General features: G+C 67.4%; 20 protein-coding genes and 3 pseudogenes. 12 read left to right on the forward strand and 11 right to left on the reverse strand.

Annotated elements, in window-relative coordinates; all coding sequences use genetic code 11:
• Nucleotides 1-301 precede the first annotated feature (301 nt).
• Nucleotides 302-520, reverse strand: a complete 219-nt coding sequence (locus tag ACZ418_RS01625; RefSeq protein ID WP_468355271.1) for a hypothetical protein — start codon at nt 518-520, stop codon at nt 302-304.
• Nucleotides 521-1,887: 1,367 nt separating this feature from the next.
• Between ACZ418_RS01625 and ACZ418_RS01630 the strand changes: the two genes are divergently transcribed.
• Nucleotides 1,888-2,733, forward strand: a complete 846-nt coding sequence (locus tag ACZ418_RS01630; RefSeq protein WP_468355274.1) for a hypothetical protein — start codon at nt 1,888-1,890, stop codon at nt 2,731-2,733.
• Nucleotides 2,734-2,803: 70 nt separating this feature from the next.
• Here the strand turns inward: ACZ418_RS01630 and ACZ418_RS01635 are convergent.
• Nucleotides 2,804-3,028: pseudogene (locus tag ACZ418_RS01635) on the reverse strand (IS630 family transposase); the annotation flags it as partial.
• 292 nt (nt 3,029-3,320) lie between these two features.
• Here ACZ418_RS01635 and ACZ418_RS01640 point away from each other — a divergent pair.
• A pseudogene (locus tag ACZ418_RS01640) lies at nt 3,321-4,531 on the forward strand (IS110 family RNA-guided transposase).
• A gap of 73 nt (nt 4,532-4,604) precedes the next feature.
• Here the strand turns inward: ACZ418_RS01640 and ACZ418_RS01645 are convergent.
• A complete protein-coding gene (locus ACZ418_RS01645) occupies nt 4,605-5,021 on the reverse strand; it encodes a hypothetical protein (RefSeq protein WP_468355277.1) in 417 nt (138 codons plus the stop codon).
• 644 nt (nt 5,022-5,665) lie between these two features.
• Nucleotides 5,666-5,941: pseudogene (locus ACZ418_RS01650) on the reverse strand (hypothetical protein); the annotation flags it as partial.
• Between the two features lie 77 nt (nt 5,942-6,018).
• On the opposite strand from ACZ418_RS01650, the gene ACZ418_RS01655 reads away from it, so the two are divergent.
• From ACZ418_RS01655 to ACZ418_RS01670, 4 genes are all read left to right on the forward strand, one after another.
• A complete protein-coding gene (locus tag ACZ418_RS01655; protein WP_468355280.1) occupies nt 6,019-6,774 on the forward strand; it encodes a GntR family transcriptional regulator in 756 nt (251 codons plus the stop codon).
• 292 nt (nt 6,775-7,066) lie between these two features.
• Nucleotides 7,067-8,731: an energy-dependent translational throttle protein EttA gene (gene ettA / locus ACZ418_RS01660; protein WP_468355283.1), complete on the forward strand. Its 1,665-nt coding sequence runs from the start codon at nt 7,067-7,069 to the stop codon at nt 8,729-8,731.
• A gap of 6 nt (nt 8,732-8,737) precedes the next feature.
• Nucleotides 8,738-9,160 (forward strand): acyl-CoA thioesterase, encoded by a 423-nt coding sequence (locus tag ACZ418_RS01665; RefSeq protein ID WP_468355286.1) that lies wholly within the window; start codon nt 8,738-8,740, stop codon nt 9,158-9,160.
• Entirely contained in the window at nt 9,157-9,834 is a 678-nt protein-coding gene (locus ACZ418_RS01670) for a DUF8185 domain-containing protein (RefSeq protein ID WP_468355289.1), read from the forward strand. Before ACZ418_RS01665 ends, ACZ418_RS01670 begins: the two co-directional genes overlap by 4 nt.
• A 281-nt stretch (nt 9,835-10,115) precedes the next feature.
• Here the strand turns inward: ACZ418_RS01670 and ACZ418_RS01675 are convergent, their stop codons facing one another.
• The 3 genes from ACZ418_RS01675 to ACZ418_RS01685 all read right to left on the reverse strand — a co-directional run bounded on the left by ACZ418_RS01675 (nt 10,116) and on the right by ACZ418_RS01685 (nt 12,835).
• Nucleotides 10,116-10,529: a globin gene (locus ACZ418_RS01675; RefSeq protein WP_468356842.1), complete on the reverse strand. Its 414-nt coding sequence runs from the start codon at nt 10,527-10,529 to the stop codon at nt 10,116-10,118.
• A 243-nt stretch (nt 10,530-10,772) separates the two neighbouring features.
• Nucleotides 10,773-11,351, reverse strand: a complete 579-nt coding sequence (locus ACZ418_RS01680) for an arsenate reductase/protein-tyrosine-phosphatase family protein (RefSeq protein WP_468355292.1) — start codon at nt 11,349-11,351, stop codon at nt 10,773-10,775.
• The gene (locus tag ACZ418_RS01685) at nt 11,348-12,835 is read right to left on the reverse strand and encodes a tyrosine-protein kinase domain-containing protein (RefSeq protein WP_468355295.1); all 1,488 of its coding nucleotides are present in this window, start codon (nt 12,833-12,835) and stop codon (nt 11,348-11,350) included. The genes ACZ418_RS01680 and ACZ418_RS01685 overlap by 4 nt, the downstream gene beginning before the upstream one ends.
• Nucleotides 12,836-13,148: 313 nt before the next feature.
• Here ACZ418_RS01685 and ACZ418_RS01690 point away from each other — a divergent pair, with 313 nt between their 5' ends.
• From ACZ418_RS01690 to ACZ418_RS01700, 3 genes are read left to right on the forward strand one after another with little or no spacing between them, the layout of a single operon-like run.
• Nucleotides 13,149-13,874: an LPXTG cell wall anchor domain-containing protein gene (locus ACZ418_RS01690; protein ID WP_468355298.1), complete on the forward strand. Its 726-nt coding sequence runs from the start codon at nt 13,149-13,151 to the stop codon at nt 13,872-13,874.
• On the forward strand, nt 13,871-15,763 hold the full coding sequence (locus tag ACZ418_RS01695) for a DUF4012 domain-containing protein (RefSeq protein ID WP_468355301.1): 1,893 nt from the start codon (nt 13,871-13,873) through the stop codon (nt 15,761-15,763). Before ACZ418_RS01690 ends, ACZ418_RS01695 begins: the two co-directional genes overlap by 4 nt.
• Entirely contained in the window at nt 15,756-16,568 is an 813-nt protein-coding gene (locus tag ACZ418_RS01700; protein ID WP_468355304.1) for a glutaminyl-peptide cyclotransferase, read from the forward strand. Before ACZ418_RS01695 ends, ACZ418_RS01700 begins: the two co-directional genes overlap by 8 nt.
• Before the next feature lie 151 nt (nt 16,569-16,719).
• Here the strand turns inward: ACZ418_RS01700 and ACZ418_RS01705 are convergent, their stop codons facing one another.
• Nucleotides 16,720-17,796 (reverse strand): O-fucosyltransferase family protein, encoded by a 1,077-nt coding sequence (locus ACZ418_RS01705; protein WP_468355307.1) that lies wholly within the window; start codon nt 17,794-17,796, stop codon nt 16,720-16,722.
• Nucleotides 17,797-17,929: 133 nt separating this feature from the next.
• Complete coding sequence (locus ACZ418_RS01710) at nt 17,930-18,682, reverse strand: FkbM family methyltransferase (RefSeq protein WP_468355310.1); 753 nt, start codon at nt 18,680-18,682, stop codon at nt 17,930-17,932.
• Between the two features lie 823 nt (nt 18,683-19,505).
• On the opposite strand from ACZ418_RS01710, the gene ACZ418_RS01715 reads away from it, so the two are divergent.
• Complete coding sequence (locus ACZ418_RS01715; RefSeq protein ID WP_468355313.1) at nt 19,506-20,453, forward strand: glycosyltransferase family 4 protein; 948 nt, start codon at nt 19,506-19,508, stop codon at nt 20,451-20,453.
• Between the two features lie 55 nt (nt 20,454-20,508).
• Here the strand turns inward: ACZ418_RS01715 and ACZ418_RS01720 are convergent, their stop codons facing one another.
• Complete coding sequence (locus ACZ418_RS01720) at nt 20,509-22,011, reverse strand: oligosaccharide flippase family protein (protein WP_468355316.1); 1,503 nt, start codon at nt 22,009-22,011, stop codon at nt 20,509-20,511.
• 16 nt (nt 22,012-22,027) lie between these two features.
• Nucleotides 22,028-22,573 (reverse strand): sugar transferase, encoded by a 546-nt coding sequence (locus ACZ418_RS01725; protein ID WP_468355319.1) that lies wholly within the window; start codon nt 22,571-22,573, stop codon nt 22,028-22,030.
• 374 nt (nt 22,574-22,947) lie between these two features.
• Between ACZ418_RS01725 and ACZ418_RS01730 the strand changes: the two genes are divergently transcribed.
• Both ACZ418_RS01730 and ACZ418_RS01735 read left to right on the forward strand, forming a co-directional pair.
• Nucleotides 22,948-23,919, forward strand: a complete 972-nt coding sequence (locus ACZ418_RS01730) for a UDP-glucuronic acid decarboxylase family protein (protein WP_468355322.1) — start codon at nt 22,948-22,950, stop codon at nt 23,917-23,919.
• A gap of 252 nt (nt 23,920-24,171) precedes the next feature.
• A complete protein-coding gene (locus ACZ418_RS01735) occupies nt 24,172-25,500 on the forward strand; it encodes an O-antigen ligase family protein (RefSeq protein ID WP_468355325.1) in 1,329 nt (442 codons plus the stop codon).
• Nucleotides 25,501-25,629: the final 129 nt, after the last annotated feature.

Consider the following 25,629-nt stretch of genomic DNA (forward strand, 5'->3'; position numbering starts at 1 on the left):
GCGTTGGCCTGCCGTTCGCCCGGCTGCGGCGCTGGGGCGCACGCTCCCGGCCGAGCGGCAAGCCAACCAAGCCCTCGGCAACAGCGGTTGACATCAACGGTGCCGGACCAGGGCGGACAACGGCGGCCTCGGCTGGAATGCGGGGCAGCCAGGAGGACCGGTTCCGGGATGTCGCCTGATCCAGCGAGCGAACTTGTAAAGCGGCGATCGTGAGTCTTCCGCACAGTTGTGATCGGCCTGGGGAGGAGTTGACGTGGTCGACGTTCATCAAAGCCCGGTGGCTAGTGGGGGCAGCGGCTGATCAGGATGCCTCCATCGCCGTGCGCGCCGATTCGACAAACCGCCCCTGGCACCGCAGATACGCCTCCCGCACTTCGTCGAAGCGAGCGCGCGCGTCCGCGTCACCGCGGGTGATGTGCCAAAGACACCGGTTGACCTTCAGCGCTGCGTCCAGGACAGCCTGGGCCGCTGCGGCGGTCGCAGACGGCCCCTCCAGGACCACGACACGGACGCTGTGCATGAGAGGAGCGTAGGCTTCACGTAGCTCCGAACGCAGATCCTCAAGGCGCGTCAGCTGCTGGTCCGGGCTGGGGATCTCGTGAAACGCGTCCAAGACCCTTCGGTACAATTCCCCCACGATATGGGCGCGTTCCATTAGATCAAGGTATGCGGCCCGCCGTAACTCCCGTACTCGTCCACGGTGCTGAGCCTGTGCCGAGGCTTCGGCTTGGACCCGGGCGGCCCGCACGTTCCCCAGGTTGGTCACCCAGCTCGCGAAGACGGCCGTGCCGCCGGTGAAAGCTGCGACCCACATCGCACTGTCCCCCACGCCGATCAGTGTCGGTGAGGTGCCGGACGCTGTCGAGGGCGCCTTTGGGACCTACCCGGCGGGTCCTGTCGGAGAGGAGGGGCCTGGCACGCACATGTGCCGCGTTGTCACGGCCAGCGCCATGTTGCTCTGCAACGGGGGCAGACGACGGCCAGCGCGTTCGCCACGTGATTTCCTGAGGTGGTGGTCACACAGCAGCGGCGCCGACGGCAGTACTGACGGCAACGACGGCGGACGGCAGCGGCACTCGACGGCCCAACACGGTGGCAGCACGAGATGATCTGACCGGCCCACCAAGGTGTGCCCGCATCTTGCCTCACCACGTAGGACACGGTCTTAGGCCAGTCAGCCGACGTACGACCTGGGCTACGTCGAGTGGACAGCGACCGGGGCGGACGAGAACAGGTCGTGAGGCACCTCGTCGCAGACCAACGTGAAGTACTCGACCGCCATCCCGGTTCTCCTCCGTTTCTGATCAGGAGCGTAAGTGTCCGAGGCGTCTCAGCCACCGGGTACGAAGCAAGCGGCAATCGAGACCGCAACTGAGACTCTCCGCGGCAAGGGGGTGCGCCCGGGGATGCTGCAACGGCGCCTGAGCGCCATCGTTGAAGTCGTTACCGGCCTGCCGGCTCAGCGACAGGCCGCCGGAGCCGACATCGGCACAGCCGTCAACCCCTCTCGATGGGCGGTCATCGAAGGGAACCTTCGCTGACCTGCGTTGCAGCAAGTGGCAACTGTTGCAGACTGCCGCAACACCTCAGCACTGATGAAGACTTGAGAGTGACTCAGCCACTTGTATTCGGAGGCCTCAATGACATGCCCTCACGCTTCCCGATCGCGCGATCTTTTGGCCTTTGTCGCCGTCCTTGTGACGGGAACCGTCCTGATCTGCCAGGGCGCATCTCTGGTCGAAGTCAGCAGTATTGTGGCATCGCTCGTCACCATCCGCTCCGCGTTGCAGGCTCGCCAGGATTACGGATGGTTTCGAAGGACGCGAAGGCGCCGATGGAGCCAAATTAGGCGCCGCGAAGTCTTGGGGCTGAAAGAGAGCTAGACCGATGCCGAACAACCCAAAAGTGGCGCAGGATCTCCGCGCACAGGTTTCTACTATTGGGCCAATCAAGCCGGTGGCAAGAAACCTCTCGCCGACGAGGAGGGAATTGGCCGAGGGCTTGCGATCTCTCTTTTCGCACTTGGACATCAGTATTCGCCGGTATGCGCTGCGCATTCACCAGGATCAGTCTGTTGTGTCTCGCTTCCTCAGCGGGCATCGGATTCCTTCAGTATCTTTCATTACCGGCCTGATTCGTGAGGCCCACGACGCTGGTGTTCCACTTGGCCCCGACGATGCATCTCACCTGCGCCACCTACTGCAGAGGGCCTTGGCGGAACAGCAGGGAGAGGCCTCTCGGATTGAGCAACTACACCTACAGCTCGCCGATAAGGATAGTGAAGTCTGTGCCGCAAAGAAGAAATCCGAAGAGTTAGAGAAGCAGATCAAGCTGAAGCGGAAACAGGTTAGTGACCTTCGGGCTAATATGCGATCCCTGAAGGCATCCCATCACAGCGAGCGGGGCCATGCAGCAGAGGCCATTGCCAAGCTGCGCCTGGAAACAGATGAATTGCAGGAGAAGCTGCGACGAGAGCAGGAGCGGGCACGTAAAGCCGAGGAAGACTGCCGTAGACTGGAAAGCGAGATCGCGCAACTCGAAGCGAAGATCAATATCGAAAAACAGCAGATGGCTCAGCACGGCGAAGAAGAGGGGAAGGAAACCGCCGCCAGAATCCGCGATTTGCAGGAGGAGCTCTCCGGGAGGCGGAGCGACTTGGCTTACACCAGAATGGCATACGCTCATTCATTGGAGGCTTATGTTGGCCCCGGTGCCTCTGAATGCGGTGTATGAACCGACCGACAACCTCGGCGTGGGCCCGTAATCGGACGCTTGGGGTTGATCGAGACCATCAAGGTACTCAATCAGACAACCTCGGGCGGCCCGGCGAGCTCTTCGGAGCGACGCCCGCTGCACCGCCTTCGCGCCAGGCTCCGCCGCATCGCTCCACGGACCGCTCCGACACCCACAACGCGGCGTCGATGTCCCTGTTCGTATCCCCGGCATCGAAACGGGCCACGGCTTGCAGCCGGATCCTTTCCCGCGCCGCTCTCTCGGTGTCAGCCAAACCGCCCTGCGCATACCTCACGAACAGCAGCAGTATCGGCCGGCCAGTTCAACCCACGGGCGAACGACCCGACTTCACCCAATCAAGTTCCTTACGTTGTTGGTGGGTTGATTCCGGTCACTCGTAGGATCGGGAGGCTCACGGGCACCGGGTGTGGCTGTCAATCTCATGCCGCAGGAGTGGCTTCTACTGATTGGCCGCCTGGCGCCCCGCGACGACTCGGCCACTGATTGGGATACGCGCGGCAAGATCGCTTGGTAAGGACACGCTGGCGAGGTCGTCTGCTGGAACTCGAACAGGAACGATTCCGGAGGTGGCCGTGCCTGAACTGTGGGCCGGTACGGATGCGGGCAAGACCGAGCATCACTGCGTGGTGATCGACGCGGAGGGCAGACGCAGGCTGTCGCGGCGGGTGGCCAACGACGAGACCGCGTTGCTGGAACTGATCGCGGATGTCCTCGCGCTGAGCGAGGGAGAGCCAGTGACGTGGGCGATCGACCTCAATGCCGGCGGGGCCGCGCTGATGATCGCAATGCTGACCGACAACGGGCAGCAGGTGCTCTACATCCCCGGCCGCACCGTCCACCACGCCTCCGGCTCCTACCGGGGCGACGGAAAGAGCGATGCGAAGGACGCTTTCATCATCGCGGACCAGGCCCGCATGCGCCGCGACCTCCAGCTGATGCACCGCGGCGACGACATCGCCGTCGACCTGCGCATCCTCACCTCTCGCCGCTTGGACCTGGCCGCGGACCGCACGAGGGCGATCAACCGGATGCGGGCCCAGATGCTGGGGTACTTCCCGGCCCTGGAGCGTGCCTTCGACTACAGCACTTCGAAGGCGTCCTTGGTCCTGCTGACCGGCTACCAGACGCCGGCCGCCCTGCGTCGGACTGGCAGGAACCACCTGGCCCTCTGGTTGAAGAACCGCAAGGTCCGCAACTACAGGCTCGTCGCGGCCACCGCCATCGAAGCTGCCGAGGCCCAGCACACCGCCGTTCCCGGAGAGAAGCTGGCCGCGGCCGTCGTGGCCAGGCTGGCGAGGGAGGTGATGGCCCTCGATGAGGAGATCGCCGAGACCGACGCCCTGATCGAGAGCCGGTTTCGCGACCACCCGCACGCCGAGGTCATCCTGAGCATGCCCGGCATCGGCTCCGTCCTAGCCGCCGAGTTCATAGCCCATACCGGCGGCGACATGAGCGTCTTCGGCACCGCCGATCGCCTTGCCGGTGTCGCCGGCCTGGCACCCGTTCCGAAGGACTCGGGCCGGATCAGCGGCAATATGCGCCGACCTCGTCGCTACTGCCGCCGCCTGATGCGGGTCTTCTAATGTCCGCCCAGGTCGCGGCCCGATGCTGTCCAGTCTCAAAGGCGTACTACGAACGCAAAAGGGCCGAGAAGAAGACCCATAAGCAGGCCGTCATCGCCCTCGCGCGCCGCCGCCTGAACGTCCTTTGGGCACTCCTACGCGACGGTCGTCCCTTCGAGGGCAGCCCGCCACTTCGCGCTGCCAGCCTTGGCTGAGGTGGCTACAGCCAGTCACGAGTCAGGCGTTGACATCCACATTGGGAATCAGTAGCGATCCTAGTGCCCGGGCTCAGGCCTCACCCACCTGCAACAGCACCACGGTGAAGTGAGCGCTCGTACCCGCAACGACGCCGTCGACGGTATGCCGTGTTACCGGATTCCATGCCCGTGCTCGGGGCGAGAGATCGGTGATGTTCGTGTACCAGACAGCCTCGTAGCCCAGCAGGCGGACAACACGTTCCGCCGCTCTGCGGGCGTGGGTGCGGTCACGGCGTCCTGAGCCCGGGAAAACGAGGTCATGGGCCGCCAGGTAGGTCAGGAGTTCTACCGCGCGTTTTGCGTCAATCCGCGCAAGTGCGTCGTCGACTTCTACCGGTGTGTCCGGACCGAATGCACCTTCCACTGCATAGTGCTTCCAAGCCTCTTCGGCCTCGGCGGCCACTTGGCGAACGAGTTCCGGGACGGATCCGCCGGCCTTGTCGACCACACGGCCGAAGCCCCCCTTCCCGCGACAACGAGGCAGTAAGAGTGTGCAGTTCGGCAGCTATGTCCACCTTGCCATTCTCTACCGCGTCGGCCCTGACCAAGCCCCGGCCGGCCGCATCGTGTGGTCGGGGGTGAGTGTCCAACTGCGTGACATCGCCGACGAACAACCGCGGGCGAGCACGGACGCCTGCGGACCATCAGCACAGTTGAGAGACGTACGAAACCAAGGCAGCGGTCACACCCAAGTTGCTTCGGGACGAAGAGGTCAATGCCAGCCACTGTGCGCGCCGATGGAGCGAGCGGCGGCGGTGCAGCAAGTAGGTTGACCGGGGCCGTTCAGAACACAGTGACTGGCTTGGGGGACTCCGTGGACGAGGACGAAATCAGGCGCGCGGTAGCACGAGGGATGCAGGACTACGAGAAGTCCCGCCCGAAGCCCAAGGGGATCGTCGCGGAGGCGGAGAGCGCCATTGGCGGTTGCGTAGCGATGTTCTTCGTGGCCTTGGTGGTTCTGGGCATCGTCAGTGCGTGCAGCAGGTGATGCACCTTCCCGGCACGTACCACCGGCGCGATTTCTGGGCCGTCCCTGGGCCGTGCGAGGTCAACCGACGCCAACCGACAACGACAGAAGCCCACGGCATCCGACCTGGTTAGAGCCGTGGGCCCGACATCGCCCGTCGTGGGGACCGCTTTGCGTACGACCGCCCAGAGGGTGCGGCCGTTCAGGCTGGTGGCGACGAGACAGAACTGATCTGCTTCCGCCACCGCTTCCAGGACCTCCCGCCATAAATCGGCGGACAGCGAGTCCGGCACTTCCGCTTCGACCGACGCGTACCGGTCGTGCTCCTCCACGCGTGCGGAGAGCCCGACGGCCGACAGCCGGGCAGCGATGGCTGCCGCGCTAACTCCCGAAGCGGGCACAGGGCAGACTCCGTCAACCGGCGATCACTTTCAGTGAATCTAGTTAACTAGATTGGAGCGTGGACTAGATTTTCCATATGCCTCAGCAGCCGCCCTATCTCCGCATCGCCGACGAACTCCGGCGGCGGATCGCGGAGCATGTATGGGAGCCCGGGGACCGTCTGCCCTCTCGCGCCCAGATCGGCCAGGAGTGCGGCGTGGGTGAGAACGTCGTCCGCCGCGCGCAGGAGCTGCTGATCTCCCAGGGTGTGTTGGAAGGCCGCGCCGGGTCGGGCACGTACGTCGCCGAGCCCCGGAAGCGGGTCCGGGTCGTCCGGTCGGCGGCCCGGGAGCAGCCCGGCGGATCGCCGTTCCGCGCGGATATGAAGGCCGCGGGCAAGCAGGGTGATTGGGAGAGCCGGACCGATGCCAAGGTCCCGGCGCCGGCGGACATCGCGGCGCGGCTCGGCATCGCCGAGGGTGACCTCTGCGTCCGGACGACGTACGAGTTCCTGGCCGACGGCAGGCCGGTGCAGCTGTCCACGAGCTGGGAGCCGTACGACCTCACCGCCGGCACTCTCGTCGTCCTCCCCGAGGGAGGGCCGCACGCGGGGGCGGGTGTCGTGAACCGCATGGCCGCGATCGGGGTCACCGTCAGCCACGCCGTGGAGCAGCCCGAGCCGAGGCAGGCGACCGCCGAGGAGGCGTCGATACTCGGCATCCAGAAGGCCGCGCTCGTCACGCACATCCGGCGGACGTACTTCAGCGACCAGGGGCGGCCCGTGGAGACGGCGGACATCGTGGTGCCCGCCGCGCACTGCGAGATCGTGTACGAGATCCCGATCAACCGCTAGCCGACAGCCGACAGCCGACGGCGAGCCTGCCGCCCGATGCCCCATGGGTCCGGTCCCGGACCTGCCCCTCCAGTGCTTGATCCGTGCCCCACGCCGGGCCGTCCCTGGGCCGTGCGAGGGTGCCCGAGGCCACCCAACGGCGACCGACAGTGACAGACGAGCCACCTCCGCCCGGTCACGAAACCCCAGGTCACAGCCCCCGCACCAAACGGGTTAACACCCAAGCCTGGCGTTCAGGCAAGATGGGGTGTATCTGCCCACTGCCAGATTTCAAGCTGCCGGACGGTTTCTCTTGGCTGAGTTCATTTACACCATGCGCAAGACGCGCAAGGCGCACGGCGACAAGGTGATCCTCGATGATGTCACCCTGAACTTCCTGCCGGGAGCGAAGATCGGCGTTGTCGGGCCGAACGGTGCCGGTAAGTCGACCGTGCTGAAGATCATGGCGGGACTGGAGCAGCCGTCCAACGGCGATGCCTTCCTGTCGCCCGGCTACAGCGTCGGCATCCTGCTCCAGGAGCCCCCGCTGAACGAGGAGAAGACCGTCCTGGAGAACGTCCAGGAGGGTGTCGCCGAGATCAAGGGCAAGCTCGACCGGTTCAACGAGATCGCCGAGCTGATGGCGACCGACTACTCCGACGCGCTGCTCGACGAGATGGGCAAGCTGCAGGAGGAGCTGGACCACGCCAACGCGTGGGATCTGGACGCGCAGCTCGAGCAGGCCATGGACGCCCTCGGGTGCCCCCCGGGCGACTGGCCCGTCACCAACCTCTCCGGTGGTGAGAAGCGCCGCGTCGCGCTGTGCAAGCTGCTCCTCGAGGCGCCCGACCTGCTGCTCCTCGACGAGCCCACCAACCACCTCGACGCCGAGTCCGTGAACTGGCTGGAGCAGCACCTCGCCAAGTACGCGGGCACCGTCGTGGCCATCACCCACGACCGGTACTTCCTCGACAACGTCGCCCAGTGGATCCTCGAGCTCGACCGCGGGCGCGCCTACCCGTACGAGGGCAACTACTCCACGTACCTGGAGACCAAGGCGACCCGTCTCAAGGTCGAGGGCCAGAAGGACGCCAAGCGGCAGAAGCGGCTCAAGGAAGAGCTGGAGTGGGTGCGGTCGAACGCCAAGGGGCGGCAGGCCAAGTCCAAGGCGCGTCTCGCCCGGTACGAGGAGATGGCCGCCGAGGCCGAGAAGATGCGGAAGCTGGACTTCGAGGAGATCCAGATCCCGCCGGGCCCGCGCCTGGGCAACGTCGTCGTCGAAGTCGACAAGCTCAGCAAGGCCTTCGGCGAGAAGGTCCTCGTCGACAACCTCAGCTTCACGCTGCCGCGGAACGGGATCGTCGGCGTCATCGGTCCGAACGGTGCCGGCAAGACCACCCTGTTCAAGATGATCCAGGGCTTCGAGACGCCGGACTCCGGTGACATCAAGGTCGGCGAGACCGTCAAGATCTCGTACGTCGACCAGGGCCGCGCCAACATCGACCCGAAGAAGACGCTGTGGGAGGTCGTGTCCGACGGGCTCGACTACATCAACGTCGGTCAGGTCGAGATGCCGAGCCGCGCGTATGTGTCGGCCTTCGGCTTCAAGGGCCCGGACCAGCAGAAGCCGGCCGGTGTCCTCTCCGGTGGTGAGCGCAACCGGCTCAACCTGGCGCTGACCCTGAAGCAGGGCGGCAACCTGCTGCTCCTCGACGAGCCGACCAACGACCTGGACGTGGAGACCCTCAGCAGCCTGGAGAACGCTCTGCTGGAGTTCCCCGGGTGTGCCGTGGTCGTCTCCCACGACCGGTGGTTCCTCGACCGCGTCGCCACCCACATCCTCGCCTACGAGGGCGACTCCAAGTGGTTCTGGTTCGAGGGCAACTTCGAGTCGTACGAGAAGAACAAGATCGAGCGGCTCGGCCCGGACGCCGCGCGTCCGCACCGTGCCACCTACAAGAAGCTGACCCGGGGCTGATCGATCTTGCGCCACATCTACCGCTGCCCCCTGCGCTGGTCCGACATGGACGCGTACGGCCATGTCAACAACGCGGTCTTCATCCGCTACCTGGAGGAAGCCCGTATCAACTTCCTGTTCCGCCCGGACAAGGAGTTCAAGCAGGGGTCCGTGGTGGCGCGCCACGAGATCGACTACAAGCGCCAGCTCGTCCACCGGCACCACCCGGTCGACATCGAGCTGTGGGTCACCGAGATCAGGGCCGCGTCCTTCACCATCGCCTATGAGGTGAAGGACGCCGACCTGGTCTATGTGCGGGCCTCGACGGTGGTCGTGCCGTTCGACTTCGAGGCCCAGCGGCCGCGCCGGATCACCGCGGAGGAGCGGGAGTTCCTCCAGGAGTACATGGACGGGCCCGAGGACGCCGACGAGGAGGCCGTCGCCGCATGACGGTGCTGCACCTGGCCGACGAGACGGAGGCGGCCGACCTCGCCGCCTTCCTCTCCCGGCTGCTCCGCTACGACCGTGGAGCCGCGGTGCGTCTGCAGGCGGCCGGCACGGCACTCGCCGTCTTCGGCCGGCCGCCGTCCTTCGAGGTGCTGGCCGTCCGCGCGGTACGGCTGGCGAAGCCCTACGAGAAGGGCCTCGACGTCACCCTCGACGTGACCGTCTCCGCCGGTGAGTTCCTGGAGTCCGTGGACGAGCGCGCGGCCACCGCCGCCGTACCGGCCGCGGTCACCGGTCCGCCGTGGGCCGGTGTGCTGCCGCCGCGCGGCGGCTGGCAGCCCGAGCCGGGGCTGCCCGCGCCGGACGCGCTGCGGGCGACCGTCGCCGCGGCGGTCAGCGAGTTCCGGTCCCGTACGGAGGAGCTGGCGCCGGACGGCCGTACCCGGGCGGAGCTGGACCGGATCGGGCGGGACATCTGGTCCCGGGAGATCGGGCGGACCGGGCTTCCGGTGCGGGCCGTGCACGCCGCCCAGTCCCTGGGCTTCCTGCGGCAGGGTGCCGATCCGGCCGGCATCGGGCTGTTCTCCTCGGGGGCGTGGCTCAGGCTGCGCACGCCGTACGGGTCTGTCGCCGTACGGCGGGCTGGGCTCGGGTCTCTGGGCGTCAGCGTGCGCTGAGCCTCCCGGTGGAAGAGCGCCGCTCCGTGTCGTCCGGCCACACCCCGATGTGGTCGGACTCCGGTTCCAGCGCCACGCGGTCGCGCATGTCCAGCGACCCGCCGTGCGTCGGTGTCCGGGAGGTAGCCGGTGCTGTAGGTGGAGGTGCGGGTGCCGGTGACGGTGGGGCAGGTGGGGTTGGGGCCGGGCTTGCTACGGCGCACGCGCGGGTGCGAGGACGAACCCCTCACCCGGATACGGCCGTGCGCGACCGGAATGGGGCGTTCAGCGAGAGCTGTTCGTCATTCCGGGGTGTTGATCATCGATGCGGCGGCGTACGTCAGGTAGTTCCACAGCGTCGTCTCGTGCTCCTCGGACAGCCCGAGTTCGTCGACCGCCACCCGCATGTGCCGCAGCCAGGCGTCGTGTGCCGCCCGGTCCACCGTGAACGGGGCGTGCCGCATGCGCAGCCGGGGGTGGCCGCGGTTCTCGCTGTAGGTGGTGGGGCCGCCCCAGTACTGCATCAGGAACAGGGCCAGCCGCTCCTCGGCCGGTCCCAGGTCCTCCTCCGGGTACATCGCCCGCAGGAACGGGTCCTCGGCGACTCCCTCGTAGAAACGGTGGACCAGCCGGCGGAAGGTCTCCTCACCGCCGACCTGCTCGTAGAAGGTCTGCTCCTGAAGCGTGCCGCGCCGAATCTCATTCACGTCCCCTATGGTCTCAGACCGGGTGACCGAGGTGTCGGGCCTTGCACCGTCATGGTCGGTCGGGAGGTGTGTGCGGCAGCGGCTTCCCTTGCGGGCGATGCGGTACGGCGATGTGCGGGGCACCGAGTGGCTTCCGACCCGGCACCCTGCGCGGGCCCCGGAGCTCCCGGCCGCCGACGCCCCCTGCGGGAGCGGTGGGCGGCCATCGCACCGCGTTGGTGCGGATACCGGACACCTTGTGATCACAGGGATTCAGAGCCTTACCCCCTCCCCGTCCAGCAGCCCGGCGAGCCTGCTCACCATCGTGTCGATCTCGCGGGCGCACCCGTACAGCACATCCCGGGGTCTCCCCTCAGGGTCCGCGATGTCGTCCTCGGCCGGCGGGACGGGGGGGACGGCACCTCTGCGGGCCGCCGCGTCCGCCACCACGGCATCACGGCACGCCGAATCCACTCGGTCCTCCGTGTTGCGCGCTCCGCGGGGGGACCCGGCGGCGAGACGGACGAACTCCTTCAGGGTGAAGCAGCGCCGCAGCGCCGACGGCACCAGACGCACGGCCGCCTCCCGGTGCTCACGTGCGAGCCCGAGCACCAGCGCCGCTTCCGCGACCAGCTGCGCGGTGAGCGGGCGGGCCACGAACCCCGATCCGTCACCGCCCAGCTCCTCCAGCACCGCCCTGGTGGGGGCGTGCATGCCGTAGCGGTGCCACGCCTGCGTGCCGGCGCTCTCCGGCCGCACGGCCGAGCCGGGCGGAAGCCTGGCAGCCAGCAGCCGCTCGGCGAGTACCGAACGGTGCACGTTGCCCGTGCAGACGAACAGGACCCGGGTCATTGCCGGCCTGTGCCACGTGCGCCTGCTTTTTCCTGAGCGGCCGAGACACGAGGAGCGGGCAGCTCTCCGTAGGCCCCGTAGGCGCTGTAGCGGTCGCCCTTGGGGGCCGGAGCCATGCTGAAGACGGTGCCGAGGACGCGGACGCCCACGCGGTCCAGCGATGCCGCGGCGGCGCGAACCTGGTCCCGGCTGGTCCTGGCGGCACGGACGACGAGCAGCGCACCCTGGGCGAGCGAGGCGAGTCCGACGGTGTCGGCGACCGGCAGCAGCGGCGCGGTGTCGACGATCACGACCTCGTAGGTGTCCGCCAGCTCACGCAGCACCTCTTCCATGCGCCCCGAGGCGAGCAGCTCCGTGGGGTTCGGCGGCACGGCGCCGCTGGTGAGCACCGAGAGCCGGCCCTCGGCCTGCTGCATCACGTCCTCGATGCGGGCCTGCCCGATGAGGACCGTGGTCAGACCGGCGTCCTGGACCAGGCCGAAGGTCGAGGCCACGCACGGGCGGCGCAGATCGCCGTCCACCAGGCACGTGGAGACGCCTGCCTCGGCCAGCGAGAGGGCGAGGTTCACCGCGGTGTTGGTCTTGCCCTCACCGGGCACCGAACTCGTCACCACGATGACCTGGGGCCGGTCGTCGACCTGTGAGAACTGCAGATTGGTGCGCAGCTTGCGGAAGGCCTCGGCGCGCTTGGAGCGCGCGTCGGTGCTGACGAGTGGCCGCCTCGTGGCGTTTCTGTCGTAGGGGATGGTGCCGAGGCCGGGCAGCTCGGTGAACTCGCTCAGCGATTCGCTGGTCTTGAACGTGGTGTCGAGGGTCTCGCGCAGGGCGACCACTGCGGCACCCAGCAGCAGTCCGCCGAGCAGCCCTGCCGACAGATTCAACAGCGGGCGGGGCGAGACGGGTTGGGTGGGGGCGACGGCCTCCTGAGTGATGCCCAGGGAAACGGGTGACGATACGGTTTTGCCGTCCGCGCGGATCTTTCCGTGCTGCGCGTCGCCAGGGTTGAGCTTGGGCGTCTCCAGCCGCTCGACGACCTCGCTGAACCGCTCCGCCACGGCGTTGGCGATGCGCGCCGCCCGCTCGGGCGCGGTATCCCGGACGGCGATGTCGATGAGCACCGTGTTGAGCGGGGCGGTGGCGGTGATCCGTGATGCCAGTTCCTCCGGTGTGCTGCGCAGCCCCAGCTCCTTGACCACGGGCTCGGTGACCTGACGGGTGGTCACGATCTCCGCGTACGACTGCACACGCGCCTGCGAGAAACTCTGCCCCTGGTTCAGCTGGGCGGAATCCTCACCACTGTGGGTGGCGACGAAGAGCTGAGTCCTTGCCTCGTAGACAGGGGTACTCAAGCCCGTCGCGGCGGCTGCCGCACCGACCGCGAGTACCAGACAGACCACGACGGTCGGCCAGCGTCTGGCAAGAGCCTTCAGAAAAGCGTGGAATTCCAAGCTGCATCCCTCACAGAGCCGGGGGAACCGCCCCAATCAGGGCATTCTGCTCCCATTGCGCACAGCCGACCATAGGGACTCGCACGTCCGGAGCGGGGAAGCCACCCCCATGTCGGCCCGTCGAACGACCCGGGCGACGCACGCGGCGCGATCACTCACCGGCGCGCCCGCTTGGGCCATCGAGAAGCGAGGGCTACCCCATCCGGTGACTTCTGGGCGACGCCACGTTAACGGACCCTGATATGTCCCATTCATTCCATGTACGCAGGTCTTGAACATCCAGATCTTGAGTACGACCGACGCGCAACCGCCCGGCCCGTACCGAAGTCGAGGAGAGTGAATGAAGAAAATGAGGACATCGCCTGGATGGCGCGTCGCACTGGCATCGGCAGCATCCGCTGTCCTGCTCGTCGCCGCACCGCTGACGGCAGCTCAGACCGCTCACGCACAGCAGTATCCGCCAGGGTCGTCGGAGACGCTGGGCGTCAGTGCCACCACCGTGACGGCCGGAGACCCGCTGAGCTTCAGCTCGAGGGCCTTCCCCGCGGGGACCGGCGTCACGGCGGTGCTGGAATCAACGCCGGTCGAACTCGGTCACTTCCAGGCCGACGGCAACGGAATGGTGGCAGGGACCGTGCACATCCCGGCGACGACCGTCACCGGCTTCCACGTCTTCCGGCTCAGCTCGGACGACCCCGACCCCAGTGTCGGCGTCACCATCTACGTGCGGGGCGGGGTCGGCGCTCCTCCGCCCCCGACGCCGACCCCGACCCCGACCCCGACGCCAACGCCAACGCCGACTCCGACCCCGACTCCGACCCCGACTCACACCCACCGGCCGCCGCACCACCACGGCAAGCCGGGACACCACGGACACCACGGACATCACGGAAAAAACGTGGACTTCACGGACGACGGGCGCAACAACTCCGTCGACCCGGTGAGCCGGTCGCAGCACGCCCGTCTCGCGCAGACGGGCGGTGAGACGGCCATGACCGTGGGCGGCAGCGCGGTGGCACTGCTCGCGGTGGGCAGTGGCACGCTGCTGGCCGTGCGCCGCCGCCGTAATTCATGACGCGGCAAGACCTCCGGACAGCGGAACCACAGCGTCCCGGCCCCGGCCGGGACGCTGGCCGCACGGCCGGGCCCGGCCGCCCCGGCGACCGGGCACCGCGCCGCCGTCGCATTCTCCGGATCGCCCTGCTGGCCGGCGGGGCGCTCCCGCTCGCCGGTGCCGTCTGGATCGGCGTCACCGGGCTGCTCGCCCGTTCCGAGTTGCTCGCGGCCCAACGGGACCTCGACACCCTGCGGCAGTCGGTGGCGGCCGCGCCCGCGCCGGCCTCCGCCTCCCCTGCGGTTCCCTCGTCCGCGCAGAAACGCGACCGGGCGGTACGTTCAGCAGCCGCCCATGCGGCTCGCGCGCACCGCCTCACCATCGGCCCGGCCTGGTACACCGGCGCCCAACTGCCTTTCCTCGGCGGCCCGCTGAGGACCGTGCGCGGCGCCGCGTACGCGACGGACCGACTGGCCGGCGACGTCCTGGCTCCCCTGGCACACGCCCTGCCGCAGCCCACCGCGCACAGCGACGGCGCCGGGATGTCAGAGGCCCTCAGGGTGGTGCAGAGGCACACCCCGGACATCGTCAGGGCCGCCCGGGTGGCGGCTGAGGTGCAGGCCGACGTGCACGGGCTGCCCAGGTCCACCTGGCTGCCGGCGGCCGACCGGGCCCGGAACCAGCTCGCGTTGCAGACAGACCGGCTGGCCCCGGTGATGGCCGACGCGTCCGTGGCGGCCCGCGTCCTGCCGTCCATGCTCGGCCTGCAGGGGGAACGGCGCTACTTCCTCGCGTTCCAGAACTTCGCCGAGGCACGCGGCACCGGCGGCCTGCCGGGAGCCTTCGGCGTGCTACGGGCCGACCGGGGCCATCTGGCCTTCGAGCGGTTCGGCAACAACACCGAGATGGCCAAGGCGAAAGCGGACGTCAACCTGGGAGCCGACTTCGCGGCGCGCTACCGGGGCAGCGACCCCACCCAGGTGTGGAACAACTCCAACATGAGCCCGCACTTCCCCTACGCGGCACGTATCTGGGCCGCCGCGTGGCGCGATCACACCGGCGAGCGCGTGGACGGCGCCATCGTCGTCGACCCCGCCACACTGAGCCGTCTGCTGCGGGTCACCGGCCCGGCTCGTACGGCTGACGGCACCGAACTCACCGCCGACAACGTGGTGGACCTCACCGAACGGACCAGCTACGCGAAGTACGACAACGTCGCCCGACGCAAGGCGTTCTTCGTCGACGCGGCCCGCGCCGCCGCCACGCCGCTGATGGCCGCCGCCGACAACGCCCGCCTGCTGCCCGCACTGGTCGTCGCCCTGCACGACGCCGAGCGGGACGGACGGCTGAAGGTGTGGAGCGCTCACGCGGCGGAGCAGCGCCTCCTCGGAACACGCCCCTACTCGGGCACGCTCCCGGACACCCATGGCCCCTTCGCCGGACTCGTGGTGAACAACGCTGCGGGCTCCAAGCTGGACTACTACCTCGACCGGAGCATGGTCTGGGAGGCGGGCGGCTGCTCGGGCGACGACCGCCCGGTCACGGCGACGGTGACCCTGACCAACCGGGCCCCCACCTCCGGCCTGCCCGATTACGTCACGCAACGGGACGACCGACCGCCCTACCGCACCCGGCCGGGCGACAACCGGCTCCTGGTGTCGTACTACGCGGGCGTCGGTGCCAAGCTCGCCGGCGCCACCCTGGACGGCCGCCCCGCGCTGCTCGCCCCCGGCGTGGAACGCGGCCACTCCGTGTACACCCTGGACCTGGAACTCCCCGCCCACTCCCACCGCACGCTGGTCCTGCACCTCCTGGAACCCCACGCGAACGGCACGCCCGTCCTGCTGCAGCAACCCCTGGTGACACCACTGCGGACCACGCTGAGGGCGAAGGGTACGTGCGATGCGTGAGCGCCTGCGGCGGACGGGGGCGCTGGTCCTCTCGGGTGCGCTTGCCTTCGGATGGTGTGCGGCTCCCGCACGAGCGGCCGCCGACGAACGACCGCTCGCCGCACGCCGGGTCGAGCGCCTGCGGGTCAAGGTCCTCCAGGTCCTGCCGCACGACCCGAAGGCGTTCACCGAGGGCCTGGAGATGGCCGGCGGCACGCTCTACGAGAGCACCGGGCTGTCCACAGGGTCCTCATTGCGGGCCGGACCCCCGGGCAAACGGCCCGCGGTCCGCGCCGCGCTGCCGACGCCCCTCTTCGGAGAGGGGATCACCCTGCTCGGCCGGACCCTGTGGCAGCTCACCTGGCGGAACCGGATCGCCATCGAGCGCGACGCCAGGACGCTCGCGGAACTGCGTCGCGTCCCGTACCCCGACGAGGGCTGGGGCACCTGCCTCCAGCGGGCATCCCACCGGCTGGTGACGAGCGACGGCACGGCGCGCCTGACGTTCCGTGCCCCAGGGACGCTCGCGAAGACGGGCGGGGTCGTCGTGACCGAGGGAAGCCGCCTGGTCAATGACCTCAATGAGCTGGAGTGCGTCGGCACCGCCGTGTACGCCAACGTGCTCTTCACCGACCGGATCATGCGCATCGATCCCGCCACCGGAGCGGTGACGGCGACCATCGACGCGTCGGGCCTGCTGCGCGGTGACGAGCTCGTCCCGGGATCCACGCTGAACGGCATCGCGGCCGTCCCCGGAACGGATCAGTTCCTGATCACCGGGAAGTTCTGGCCCAAGATGTTCCGTGTGGTGTTCGTTCCGGCCTGATGGAGAAGCGGCCGCGGCCACCCCCGGTAAGACAGGGGTGGCCGACGACTGCACAACTGGTCGCCGGCTCACGACATCATCCTGCCGAGCGGGACGGCCGAAGCCGCCTGTTCCGGCTGAGTGGTCGGCGTCTGGCAAGGGCGCCCGGCGGTCACCCCCGGTGGGTGGCGGGCGCCACGGCGGCAAGGGCTGGATCGGCGGAGCGGACGACCCCGCAGTGGACCAGGTCCGCGGTCCGCCTGCTGAAGGCTGCCTTCGTGGTGAGGAACTCCGTCAACCACGGTGGAAACTCTCCGCCGACGTCCATCGCCAGGCCTCGCGTGGGCGGCGTGTCGGCGGTCTGCTGTTCCGCACGGATGCTCGCTCCGGTCGCCCCCGCCTGCTGCTCAGGCTGATAGCCCCAAATGCTCAGGAAGCCACCCTGCTCGTGCAGGTGCGGGCGATACCACACATAGGGGGCGTCGGAGAGGAACGCGGCCAGCATGGAGAAGGTGGAGACCGAGCACACGAGCAGATCCGCCGTCGCCATGACCGAGAGGTCCTGGAGCGGGGTCCGTTGCCGAGGAGCGCACAGGTTCCACTCCGGGAGCATCCGGACCGCCGATGCGGGGTCGTCGCTCACGATGTCCACGTGGAGCAGGTCACCGAATTGCTCCTGCAGTGCACCGAGCACCCATCGATACCAGGAGAGCGGCAGGCGCCGGTTGAAGACGCCGGGTACGGGTCCGGCGGAGTTCTGGGCAAAGTCACCCAGGCGAATGTGGACGGCGACGCGGAGCTGGGGTACATCCGCTGTCCGGTTCTCCTGGCAGGACTCCTCGGGAAGGCGCCCCAACAGCCTGTTGCGGAGGTAGTCACGGGCCCGTGCGATGCCGAGATGGCCACCGGACATGCCCTCGTGCAGCAAGATGAGTGCCCGCCGCTGAGACCACTTGTACTCGCCGTCGAGCACACGCACGGCCGCACCGTAGTCGGTCTCTCCGGTTGCCCTGATCATCTCGTCCGTGACCGTCATGACCGGCAGGGCCGCTCGGAGCGCCGCGTGCCCGAGCCAGTCCAGTCGCGATGTGCCGAACTCACGCCGATAGCCCTGGTGCTGGTTCAGTCCTCCCCAAGGGGGCTGTACGAGTGTGAAGCCCAGCTCACGACTGGCGAGATAGGCCTTGGCCCAGGGGAAGATCTGGTTACCCAGGCCGGCGGCCCGCCATCCACCCAAGCGGCGAGGCATGCAGATCCGCGTGGGGAGCGAACCGTTCAATGGCATCAGCGTTCCTTTCGACAGCAATCGCTTCGGGGAATCCCTGCGGGATCTGCGGGCTGCTGGAGGTCGCAGCGGTATGCGGCACCTCGATTCCTCGTCGTCAGCTCGCGGCGACCGTTGTGCCGCGGAAGAACAAACCGTCGAGTTGCAGCATTTCTCCCGTCTCACGGTCGGTGAATCCGGGCTCGAACGAGGTCAGGCGCAGTCCGCGGGCAGTGATCATTTGGAGTGCTTCGTCGAACAGGATCTGCCCGGAGTACAGGGGCACCAGGGAGAGTTCGATCTGGAGTCCTCCGATGAGGTCGAGCAGATCACCGGCGCCCAGCAGGACCTGACGCTCGAAGCCCTGCGTGTCGATCTTGAGCAGCGTGCGCTCGTGGTGGCCGGGATAGCGGGTGAGTACCTCGTCCAACCGCCGCACATCCACGGTTTGCTTCCTGGCATATTCCGAGTCGGGGTCCGCTGATCGGTGCCGTTCCATCATCGGCAACAGCGACGAGCTCACCGAGTTCCTCGAGACGTTGATGGTCGCGGTGCCCGTCTCATCACCCAGGGCCAGTCTCTCCGTGTGCCAGAGCGGATCCCGCGCTGCCCGGCGGCACAGTTCCTCATATGCGTCGGTCAACGGCTCGAAGGAGACGATCTCTCCGCTGTAGCCGAAGTGCCGCAGATCCGCGCCGTACTGTCCCGTGTTCGCACCGACATCGATCACCCGGTCGATACCGTAGCGGCGCATGATCCTCACCCGCTGACGTCCCGGATACCGCACCAGATCGGCCCCGGCGCGCCGCAACGCGCCGTGCGCGGCTCGCTTGATCAGCCGTGACGCGGTGGGCGGCGCCTGCAAGGCCATCTCGAACTCCTTCGGACTGTAAGGTCGTTGCCCCGGCTCACTCCTGGTGAGACGGCCTCGGCCCACGACTGCTCCGAAATTGCCGGATCTTTCACCGCAGGCCATTCTCTTCGCAGTTGTACTCGCACATATGTGGCGCACAAAGGCGCAACGACGTTGGGCGAAGGCTGTTCACCTGATCGGGTAACCCCCTTGCGATGCAAGGCCGATTTTCCTGTTAATAGCTACTGAGTAGGCCGCTGAACGGGCCGGGCAAACGGATGAATTATGCCGACTCCGAAGGGTTTCCCGGCCTCGCGGCCTGCATGAATGGTTGGATGAAGTTCAGGTTCGAGTGGTGACGTCGGAGTCTCTGATTTTCAGGTCTGAAATTCTCGAACCGTGCCATTCCTGTGTTATCTCTTTAATTCATGATGCGGGACGCCACCGGATGATTCGATGCCGTGCGGCGTTGCGGATGCGAGCGCGACTGCGAGGACATGGACGGTCGGCGACGACGATCCTGGAGCGCTGCGATGGGTCAAGTGTGCAGACAAGCGGTGGACCGCTGCGAGGCAGCATGCTGAGCACGAAGAGGCGACCAGGCAAACGCGTCCTCGTCGTGCAGCCTTATGTCCCTGATTACCGGACGGCCTTCTTCGAGCAGGTGGAGGCTGCCCTCGCGACAGCCGGAGTCGCCTTCGAAGTGGCTCATGGCTCACCGGCCAGGGACCAGGAAGCCAGAAGGGATGCCGCCGCCTGTGGCTGTGCGACGGAGGTTCCCACCATGAGGTGGTCCGCGCCGGGTGGGCGGCATTTGAGCTGGCACAGGCTGGCGCCGCACATGGCCGATGCCGACGCGGTCGTCCTGGAGCAGGCTCTGCACAACCTGGAGGCTTACCCGCTCCTCTTGCGGCAGTCCTTCGGTCGCCTCGGGCGACGTGTCCGCCCGATCGCGTTCTGGGGCCACGGCCGGACCTTCACCAAGCCGCAGAACCGGCTTGAGGCGTGGGCCAAGGGTGCCCTCACCCGACAGGGCGCGTGGTTCTTCTCCTACACCGATGAAGGAGCCGCTCACGTAGCGTCGCGAGGCTTCCCCCGGGAACGCATCACTGTCGTTCGCAACTCGGTCGACACGGCGGCGCTGTCGGAAATCCGCGACCGCGCACGGACGCCCGGGACGACCGAGTACGTCGAGGCCACGCGCCTGCGGCACCATCACGAGCTGATGGCCGGACGCACGGCACTGTTCCTGGGCGGACTGGACGCACCCAAACGGATTCCCTTCCTCCTGGATACGGCCCGACGGGTCGCACAGGAACTGCCGGGCTTCCGGCTGCTGGTTGCCGGCGACGGACCGGCCCGGAACCTCGTCGACAGCGCGGCATCATCCCCCGGACGCGCCGTGATCCCGGTCGGCCGCGCGGTCGGCCAGCGCGCGGCGCTGCTGGGTGCCGTCAGCGACATCATGCTCATGCCCGGCCGAGTCGGACTCTGTGCCGTCGACTCCTTTGCCCTGCGCACACCTATCGTCACCACGACCTGGCCCTGGCACGCGCCCGAATTCGAGTATCTGACCGACGGACGCAACGCCGTCGTGACCCCCGACGATCCCGATGCCTACACGGCAGCCACCGTTGCGCTGCTGCGCGACCGAAGCCGTCTCGCCGCACTGACCGACGCATGCGGCGCGGACGCATCCGTTTACACCATCGAGAACATGGCGGCACGCTTCAGCAGTGGACTGCTGAGGATGTTGAGCGAAGCAAGCCCGCTCTCGCGGAGGCCATGACCCGGGCCCTGCAGTTGTTGACACTGCTCGCCGCCTTGCACCGCCATCTCGTCGGCTATTTCAGGACTGCGCGATTCTGAAACCTGCTCTGCAGGGCCGTCAGCACCGGGGGCACAGTGAGGCTGTGTGCGACGCGTCGCGCGGCGACCTCGTACACCGGCAGCCGACTGCGCAGCAACCAGAGTCCGCCGAGGCATGGCAGCGCTGCCAACACACCCTGACACAGCCCCAGAACAGGGTTTCTCACATGGACGGCTGCCGACCAGGTCGCCAGAAAGAGAACGCCGCCCGCACCGGCGTGCACCAAGTGGGCCCGAACCAAACGGCCTACCTCTACTACGCGTTCTCGTCGCCACAACACCAACTGCACGGCATGTCCAGCCCCAAAACCGGCAGCCATCGCCACGGCGCACCAGGTCAGACTCCGGTACACCACCGCAGGCCCCAGCACGGCCACGGTGGCGACCAGGGTCGCTGTCTGTGCGGCCAGGACGGCGCGCGGAGCATGGCGCACCTGGTCCAAAGAGAGCCCGCTGTAGCAGAGCAGGCAGAGCGCGGCACCACAACTCAGCCATGGGAGGAGTTGGACCGCGGGCTCCCAGCCGGGCCCGAGCAGCAGCCGGAGCACGGCCGGTCCCAGACCGCCGAGCACCCCGAGCACGATCAGGGCCAGCGCCGACGCCGCGCACATGGTGTCGTAGGCCGCGCTCCTCGACAGGCGCAGTCGACCCGATGGCAACGAAGTGGCACTGTCTGCCAGAGCAGGGGCGCTCGCCTGGGACAGCCCTTGGTTGAAGGCGTTCAGCGGCAGCCCCATCAACGTCAGAGCGCGCGAGTAGTAGCCGGCAGCCGCCGGACCCAGCAGCGCCGCGCACCAAACCGGTAGCTGGGCGACCCCGCAGCTGACGAAGGAGGTGGACCCGAAGAATCCAGAGAGGCCCAGTACCCGACGCACCGGTACCGCAGGACCGTCCGGCAGCGGCCCGCGGCGCCGCAGCATCCGGTGGGCGAGCAGCAGGCAGACGGCGCCGTTGACGGGTCCGGCGGCAGCGAGTCCGTAGGGGTTCCACCCGGCGAGCAGCAGGGCCGTGCCTGCCGCCGAGCCCGTCAGTTGGCCCAGGCTCTCGGCGAGTACGGCCGACCTGGCCCGGCCGACTCGGCGCAGAGCAGCGCACAGTGTGACCGACGCCGCGGTGAAGGGGAACTGGAGTACCAGCAGCCGCAACAGCGGTTCGGTTGCCGGAATGGTGAAGAACATGCCGACGTGCGGCGCCACGAGTTGGACCGCCGCGCAGCACACCAGCCCGCAGGCGACGGCCGTGCGCAGCGCGGTGCGCAGCAGAGACCGGGTGAGGGCATCGGCGCGCAGTAGGCAGACCGCCATGCCGTTTCCCGCGAAGTAGGAGACCAGGGCGTTCACGGTGAGTGCCAGCGCGTACGCGCCGAACCCGTCAGGGGCGACCAGGCGTGCGGTGAGGGTGGTGTAGGCGAGCTGGATGACGGCGGCGGCCGCGGAACCGCCGTAGTTCCACATCAGACTGCGGGAAGTGCGAGACATGGGCGCGGAGGCCGCATCAGTGGGCGCCGCGTGCGGTGAGCACGGCGGGCAGTGTTCGGGTCAGGGCCGTCAGGTCGAGTCCGCGTGGCCGGTGGCGTACGTGGTGCAGGTCGAGTCGCACCGTCTCGTGCCGGGCCGGGCCGGGATACCCGGAGTCGTCGACGGGCAGCGGGCGCGGGCCGACCAGCGACATCTCACCCCGCACCCCGTTGACCTGCCGTGGCGGTTCATCGAGGGAGAAGCGGCGCAGCACCCGGCCGGCGGGGGTGACGCGTGGATCACGACGCAGCTTGAACAGAGGGCCACCGGAGATATTGCGAGAAGCGAGTTCGGTCCGCTGCCGGTCCGCACCGCGGCGCGTCGTGCGGAATTTGAGCATGGCGAAGGTGTGTCCGCCGCGGCCGAGGCGGGGTTGCCGGTGGGTTACGCCGTCCGGCGAACTCGACTCCACCGTGATGGAGATCAGCGCGAGGAGCGGTGCGGTGAGCGTCAGCAGCGGTGGTGCGCCGGCCGGATCGGTAAGGCGCTCGTGGCGCGGGACGGCGGGTGACGGACGGTCCATGGGCGGGCTCCCTGGTGCGGCAGTCGACGGTGAGAGGCGCAGGGCCGGGCGAGCCACCGGAGCCGCGTGTCTGCAACCAGGCGCGCTTCGGTGCTCCCCCAGTTGGGTGGTCCGGGGCCCGGTCACCGGGTGGCTCCTCCGTGTACGTCATGCATGATCAATGGTGTATAGCAGACATTTGAGTCGATGTTGGACTCTTCCGGCGCGAGGATGACCTGGATCCGCCGTCCTTCTTTCCGGCCAAGGGTCGGACGGGCGTGCGTCGTCCCGGTCACCTCGACGCCCGATCGGGTGGAAGAGTCGCCGTCCCCGTGTAAGCACAAGGGCTGGACGTCGACTGCTACTTCGGACACGTGGTGAAAACAGAAAGGGGCTTGACGGTGAGAGCGGTGGTGACGGGGGGTGCGGGCTTTATCGGTTCGCATCTGTGCGAGCGCTTCCTCGATGGATTCGATGAAGTGCTCTGCCTGGACAACTTTCTGACGGGAAATCCGAGCAACATCGCCGGGCTTGTCGACCACCCCGGATTCCGGGTCATCGACTGCGATGTCAGCGAAAGCGTCGATGTCGTCGACGCGGTTGACGTGGTGCTGCACTTCGCCTCGCCGGCCTCTCCGACCGACTATCTGCGCCATCCCCTCCAAACGTTGCGGGTGGGCGCGGAGGGCACCCGCCGCATGCTCGACCTCGCCACTCGCACGGGCGCCAGATTCGTACTCGCCTCGACTTCCGAGACGTACGGCAACCCGCAGGTCCATCCGCAGCCGGAGTCCTATTGGGGGCACGTCAACCCGATCGGTCCGCGCAGCTGCTATGACGAGGCGAAGCGCTTCGCCGAGGCACTCACGATGGCGTACCGGCGCACCCATGGCACCAACGCCTCGATCATCCGGATCTTCAACACCTACGGCCCGCGCATGCGCGCCGGGGACGGCCGAGTGGTGCCCACCCTCATCCACCAGGCGCTCAACGGGCAGCCGATGACGGTGACCGGAGACGGCAGCCAGACGCGTTCGTTGTGCTACGTGGACGATCTGGTCGAAGGCGTCGTGCGCATGGCCGACTCGGTCGTCCCGGGGCCGGTCAATCTTGGCAACCCGCACGAGATCACCATGCTCGAACTGGCCCGGAGCATTCGGAAGATGGCGGCCAGCAACTCCGACATCGTCTTCATCCCACTGCCTGAGGACGATCCACAGCGCCGCAGGCCGGTCATCGCCCGTGCGTACGAAGCACTGGGCTGGGCCCCGAAGGTTCCACTCGACGAGGGCATCATGCGCACCATCGAGTGGTTCGCCGACCAGGCGCATCCGGTGGCGCTGGCCGGCGCGGCCTCCACGGGATGAAGCCGCCCCGGTGACGGCGCTGATGGTCCCCCTGCCAGGCGCGCGACAACGTCTCGGCGGACGGGGCGCAGCGTCCTCGGTGAGGGTACGGCGCACCGTACCCTCACCGATTCCCATCCCAAGGATGAGGGCGCAGGATTCGAAATGAGCGGGCCTGAATTGTGCGCATAGAAGGATTGTGTGGCCGTCGGGAATTTTGGGCGCCTGCATCGAAGGCCCACGTCTTACGGCTGTACAGACAGCTTCATCGCTATGCTGGATCATGTGCGATCACAGAGTGAGAAAGTGAACTCGGGGCTCCCTGTATTTGCCGCCGTAGCCCTCATTCCTCTGGCCACCGTCGACGCCCTGCGGAGAGTCTCCATCTACGGGATCACGCTCCTGGGTGTATTGACCATTGTGGTTGCGGTCGTCTGTCTGCTGGCGCTTCCTGTCACGTGTTTGCGGCCCCGTACTGAACTGAAGCAGCAGCACGGCCTGGGCGCCGCCGGAAATCAGACCAGAGCTGTACCGGTCGCAATGTGGCTATTCTGCGGCTGGGTTGTTTTGCGCATGATCACGGCGCCGCTCAGCGTCGAGGGTTTCCAGAACGTCAGCGTCTATATCGTCTTCGTCTGCACCATGGCCATGATTGCCTCGCATGTCGTTGAGGTCAGGCCGGAGGTACTGCTCACCGGATACCGACGCGCTGCGCTGATTGCGGCCCTCGGTTATGGCATCAGCATCGACGGCTTCGGAGAAGGGGGAATCTTCGGACCGCGAGCTTTTGCGCTGGCTGCCTTGGTCATGATGTCCGCTGTCATCCCCACCGCCGAGGAACGACGTCACGGCCCGTGGCTCCCCCTGACGCTCTTCCTGCTGGTGGCCGTGAGTCTTTCACGTACCTGCACGGTGATTGCCGCACTGTTGTTGATCGCGCTCTCCGTGCGAGCGAGAAAAGGGGTGCGCCTTTTCAAGTCAATCGTCCTGGCCGGCGGCATCGCTATTTTTGTGGCAGGTTTGATCAACTTCTTTCCGCCGGTGCGAGACCGCTTCAATGGTGGTGGGGACAACTCGAAGGTCGCAGGCTTCGCATTGGACACCTCGGGACGAAACAAGATGTGGGCAGCAACGCTCAACAGTGCGAAGGAGCACATCTGGCTCGGGCATGGTCCCGGCTCATCCGGTCGCCTCATCAATCAGTTGTTCGCCGCCGAAGTCGGGCACCCGCACAATGACTATCTCCGCTTCCTGCACGATTTCGGCATCGTAGGACTCGCCTTGTGGGGCATTGGATACGTGACTATTTTTATGCGAGTGGTGAGACGAGCCAAGGCCGCCCCCGATCGTTCGTCGGAGAGGGTACACATCGCGGCCGCCCTCGCCCTGGCGGCGATTGCCCTCGGTATGATCACAGACAACCCGGTTGTTTACATTTTTGTCATGATGCCGCTTGGTGCCCTGGTCGGAGCAAGCCTTGCGCAACCGGACCAGCAGCGGGTCGGCGCAAATTCGACCAATGTGATGAGGGGGATCAATTCCGCCGGGCTGCCGATGGCGCCTCCGGCGGGCAGGCGGTATATTTTGCGACGCCTTTCCTGAACCGAGTGGATTATTTTTGGTGCATCGGTCGCGCAGCGCGGCGGAATGGAGGGGGCAGGGGTTAAGCTCGAAACCGACTTCTGGGGGGTTATTCGCGCCCCTTTCTGTCCGTCTGATTTCCTCGGTGAG

Source organism: Streptomyces sp. NPDC030820 (assembly GCF_055572075.1).

Excerpts from the sequence above, each read along its gene's own strand:
- ACZ418_RS01735 (WP_468355325.1), top strand. The coding sequence starts at position 24,172 with ATGCTGGATCATGTGCGATCACAGAGTGAGAAAGTGAACTCGGGGCTC.
- ACZ418_RS01720 (WP_468355316.1), bottom strand. The coding sequence starts at position 22,011 with ATGTCTCGCACTTCCCGCAGTCTGATGTGGAACTACGGCGGTTCCGCG.
- ACZ418_RS01670 (WP_468355289.1), top strand. The coding sequence starts at position 9,157 with ATGACGGTGCTGCACCTGGCCGACGAGACGGAGGCGGCCGACCTCGCC.
- ACZ418_RS01680 (WP_468355292.1), bottom strand. The coding sequence starts at position 11,351 with ATGACCCGGGTCCTGTTCGTCTGCACGGGCAACGTGCACCGTTCGGTA.
- ACZ418_RS01630 (WP_468355274.1), top strand. The coding sequence starts at position 1,888 with ATGCCGAACAACCCAAAAGTGGCGCAGGATCTCCGCGCACAGGTTTCT.
- ACZ418_RS01625 (WP_468355271.1), bottom strand. The coding sequence starts at position 520 with ATGCACAGCGTCCGTGTCGTGGTCCTGGAGGGGCCGTCTGCGACCGCC.
- ACZ418_RS01655 (WP_468355280.1), top strand. The coding sequence starts at position 6,019 with ATGCCTCAGCAGCCGCCCTATCTCCGCATCGCCGACGAACTCCGGCGG.
- ACZ418_RS01690 (WP_468355298.1), top strand. The coding sequence starts at position 13,149 with ATGAGGACATCGCCTGGATGGCGCGTCGCACTGGCATCGGCAGCATCC.
- ACZ418_RS01705 (WP_468355307.1), bottom strand. The coding sequence starts at position 17,796 with ATGCCTCGCCGCTTGGGTGGATGGCGGGCCGCCGGCCTGGGTAACCAG.
- ACZ418_RS01725 (WP_468355319.1), bottom strand. The coding sequence starts at position 22,573 with ATGGACCGTCCGTCACCCGCCGTCCCGCGCCACGAGCGCCTTACCGAT.
- ACZ418_RS01695 (WP_468355301.1), top strand. The coding sequence starts at position 13,871 with ATGACGCGGCAAGACCTCCGGACAGCGGAACCACAGCGTCCCGGCCCC.
- ACZ418_RS01715 (WP_468355313.1), top strand. The coding sequence starts at position 19,506 with ATGGCCGATGCCGACGCGGTCGTCCTGGAGCAGGCTCTGCACAACCTG.
- ACZ418_RS01700 (WP_468355304.1), top strand. The coding sequence starts at position 15,756 with ATGCGTGAGCGCCTGCGGCGGACGGGGGCGCTGGTCCTCTCGGGTGCG.
- ACZ418_RS01710 (WP_468355310.1), bottom strand. The coding sequence starts at position 18,682 with ATGGCCTTGCAGGCGCCGCCCACCGCGTCACGGCTGATCAAGCGAGCC.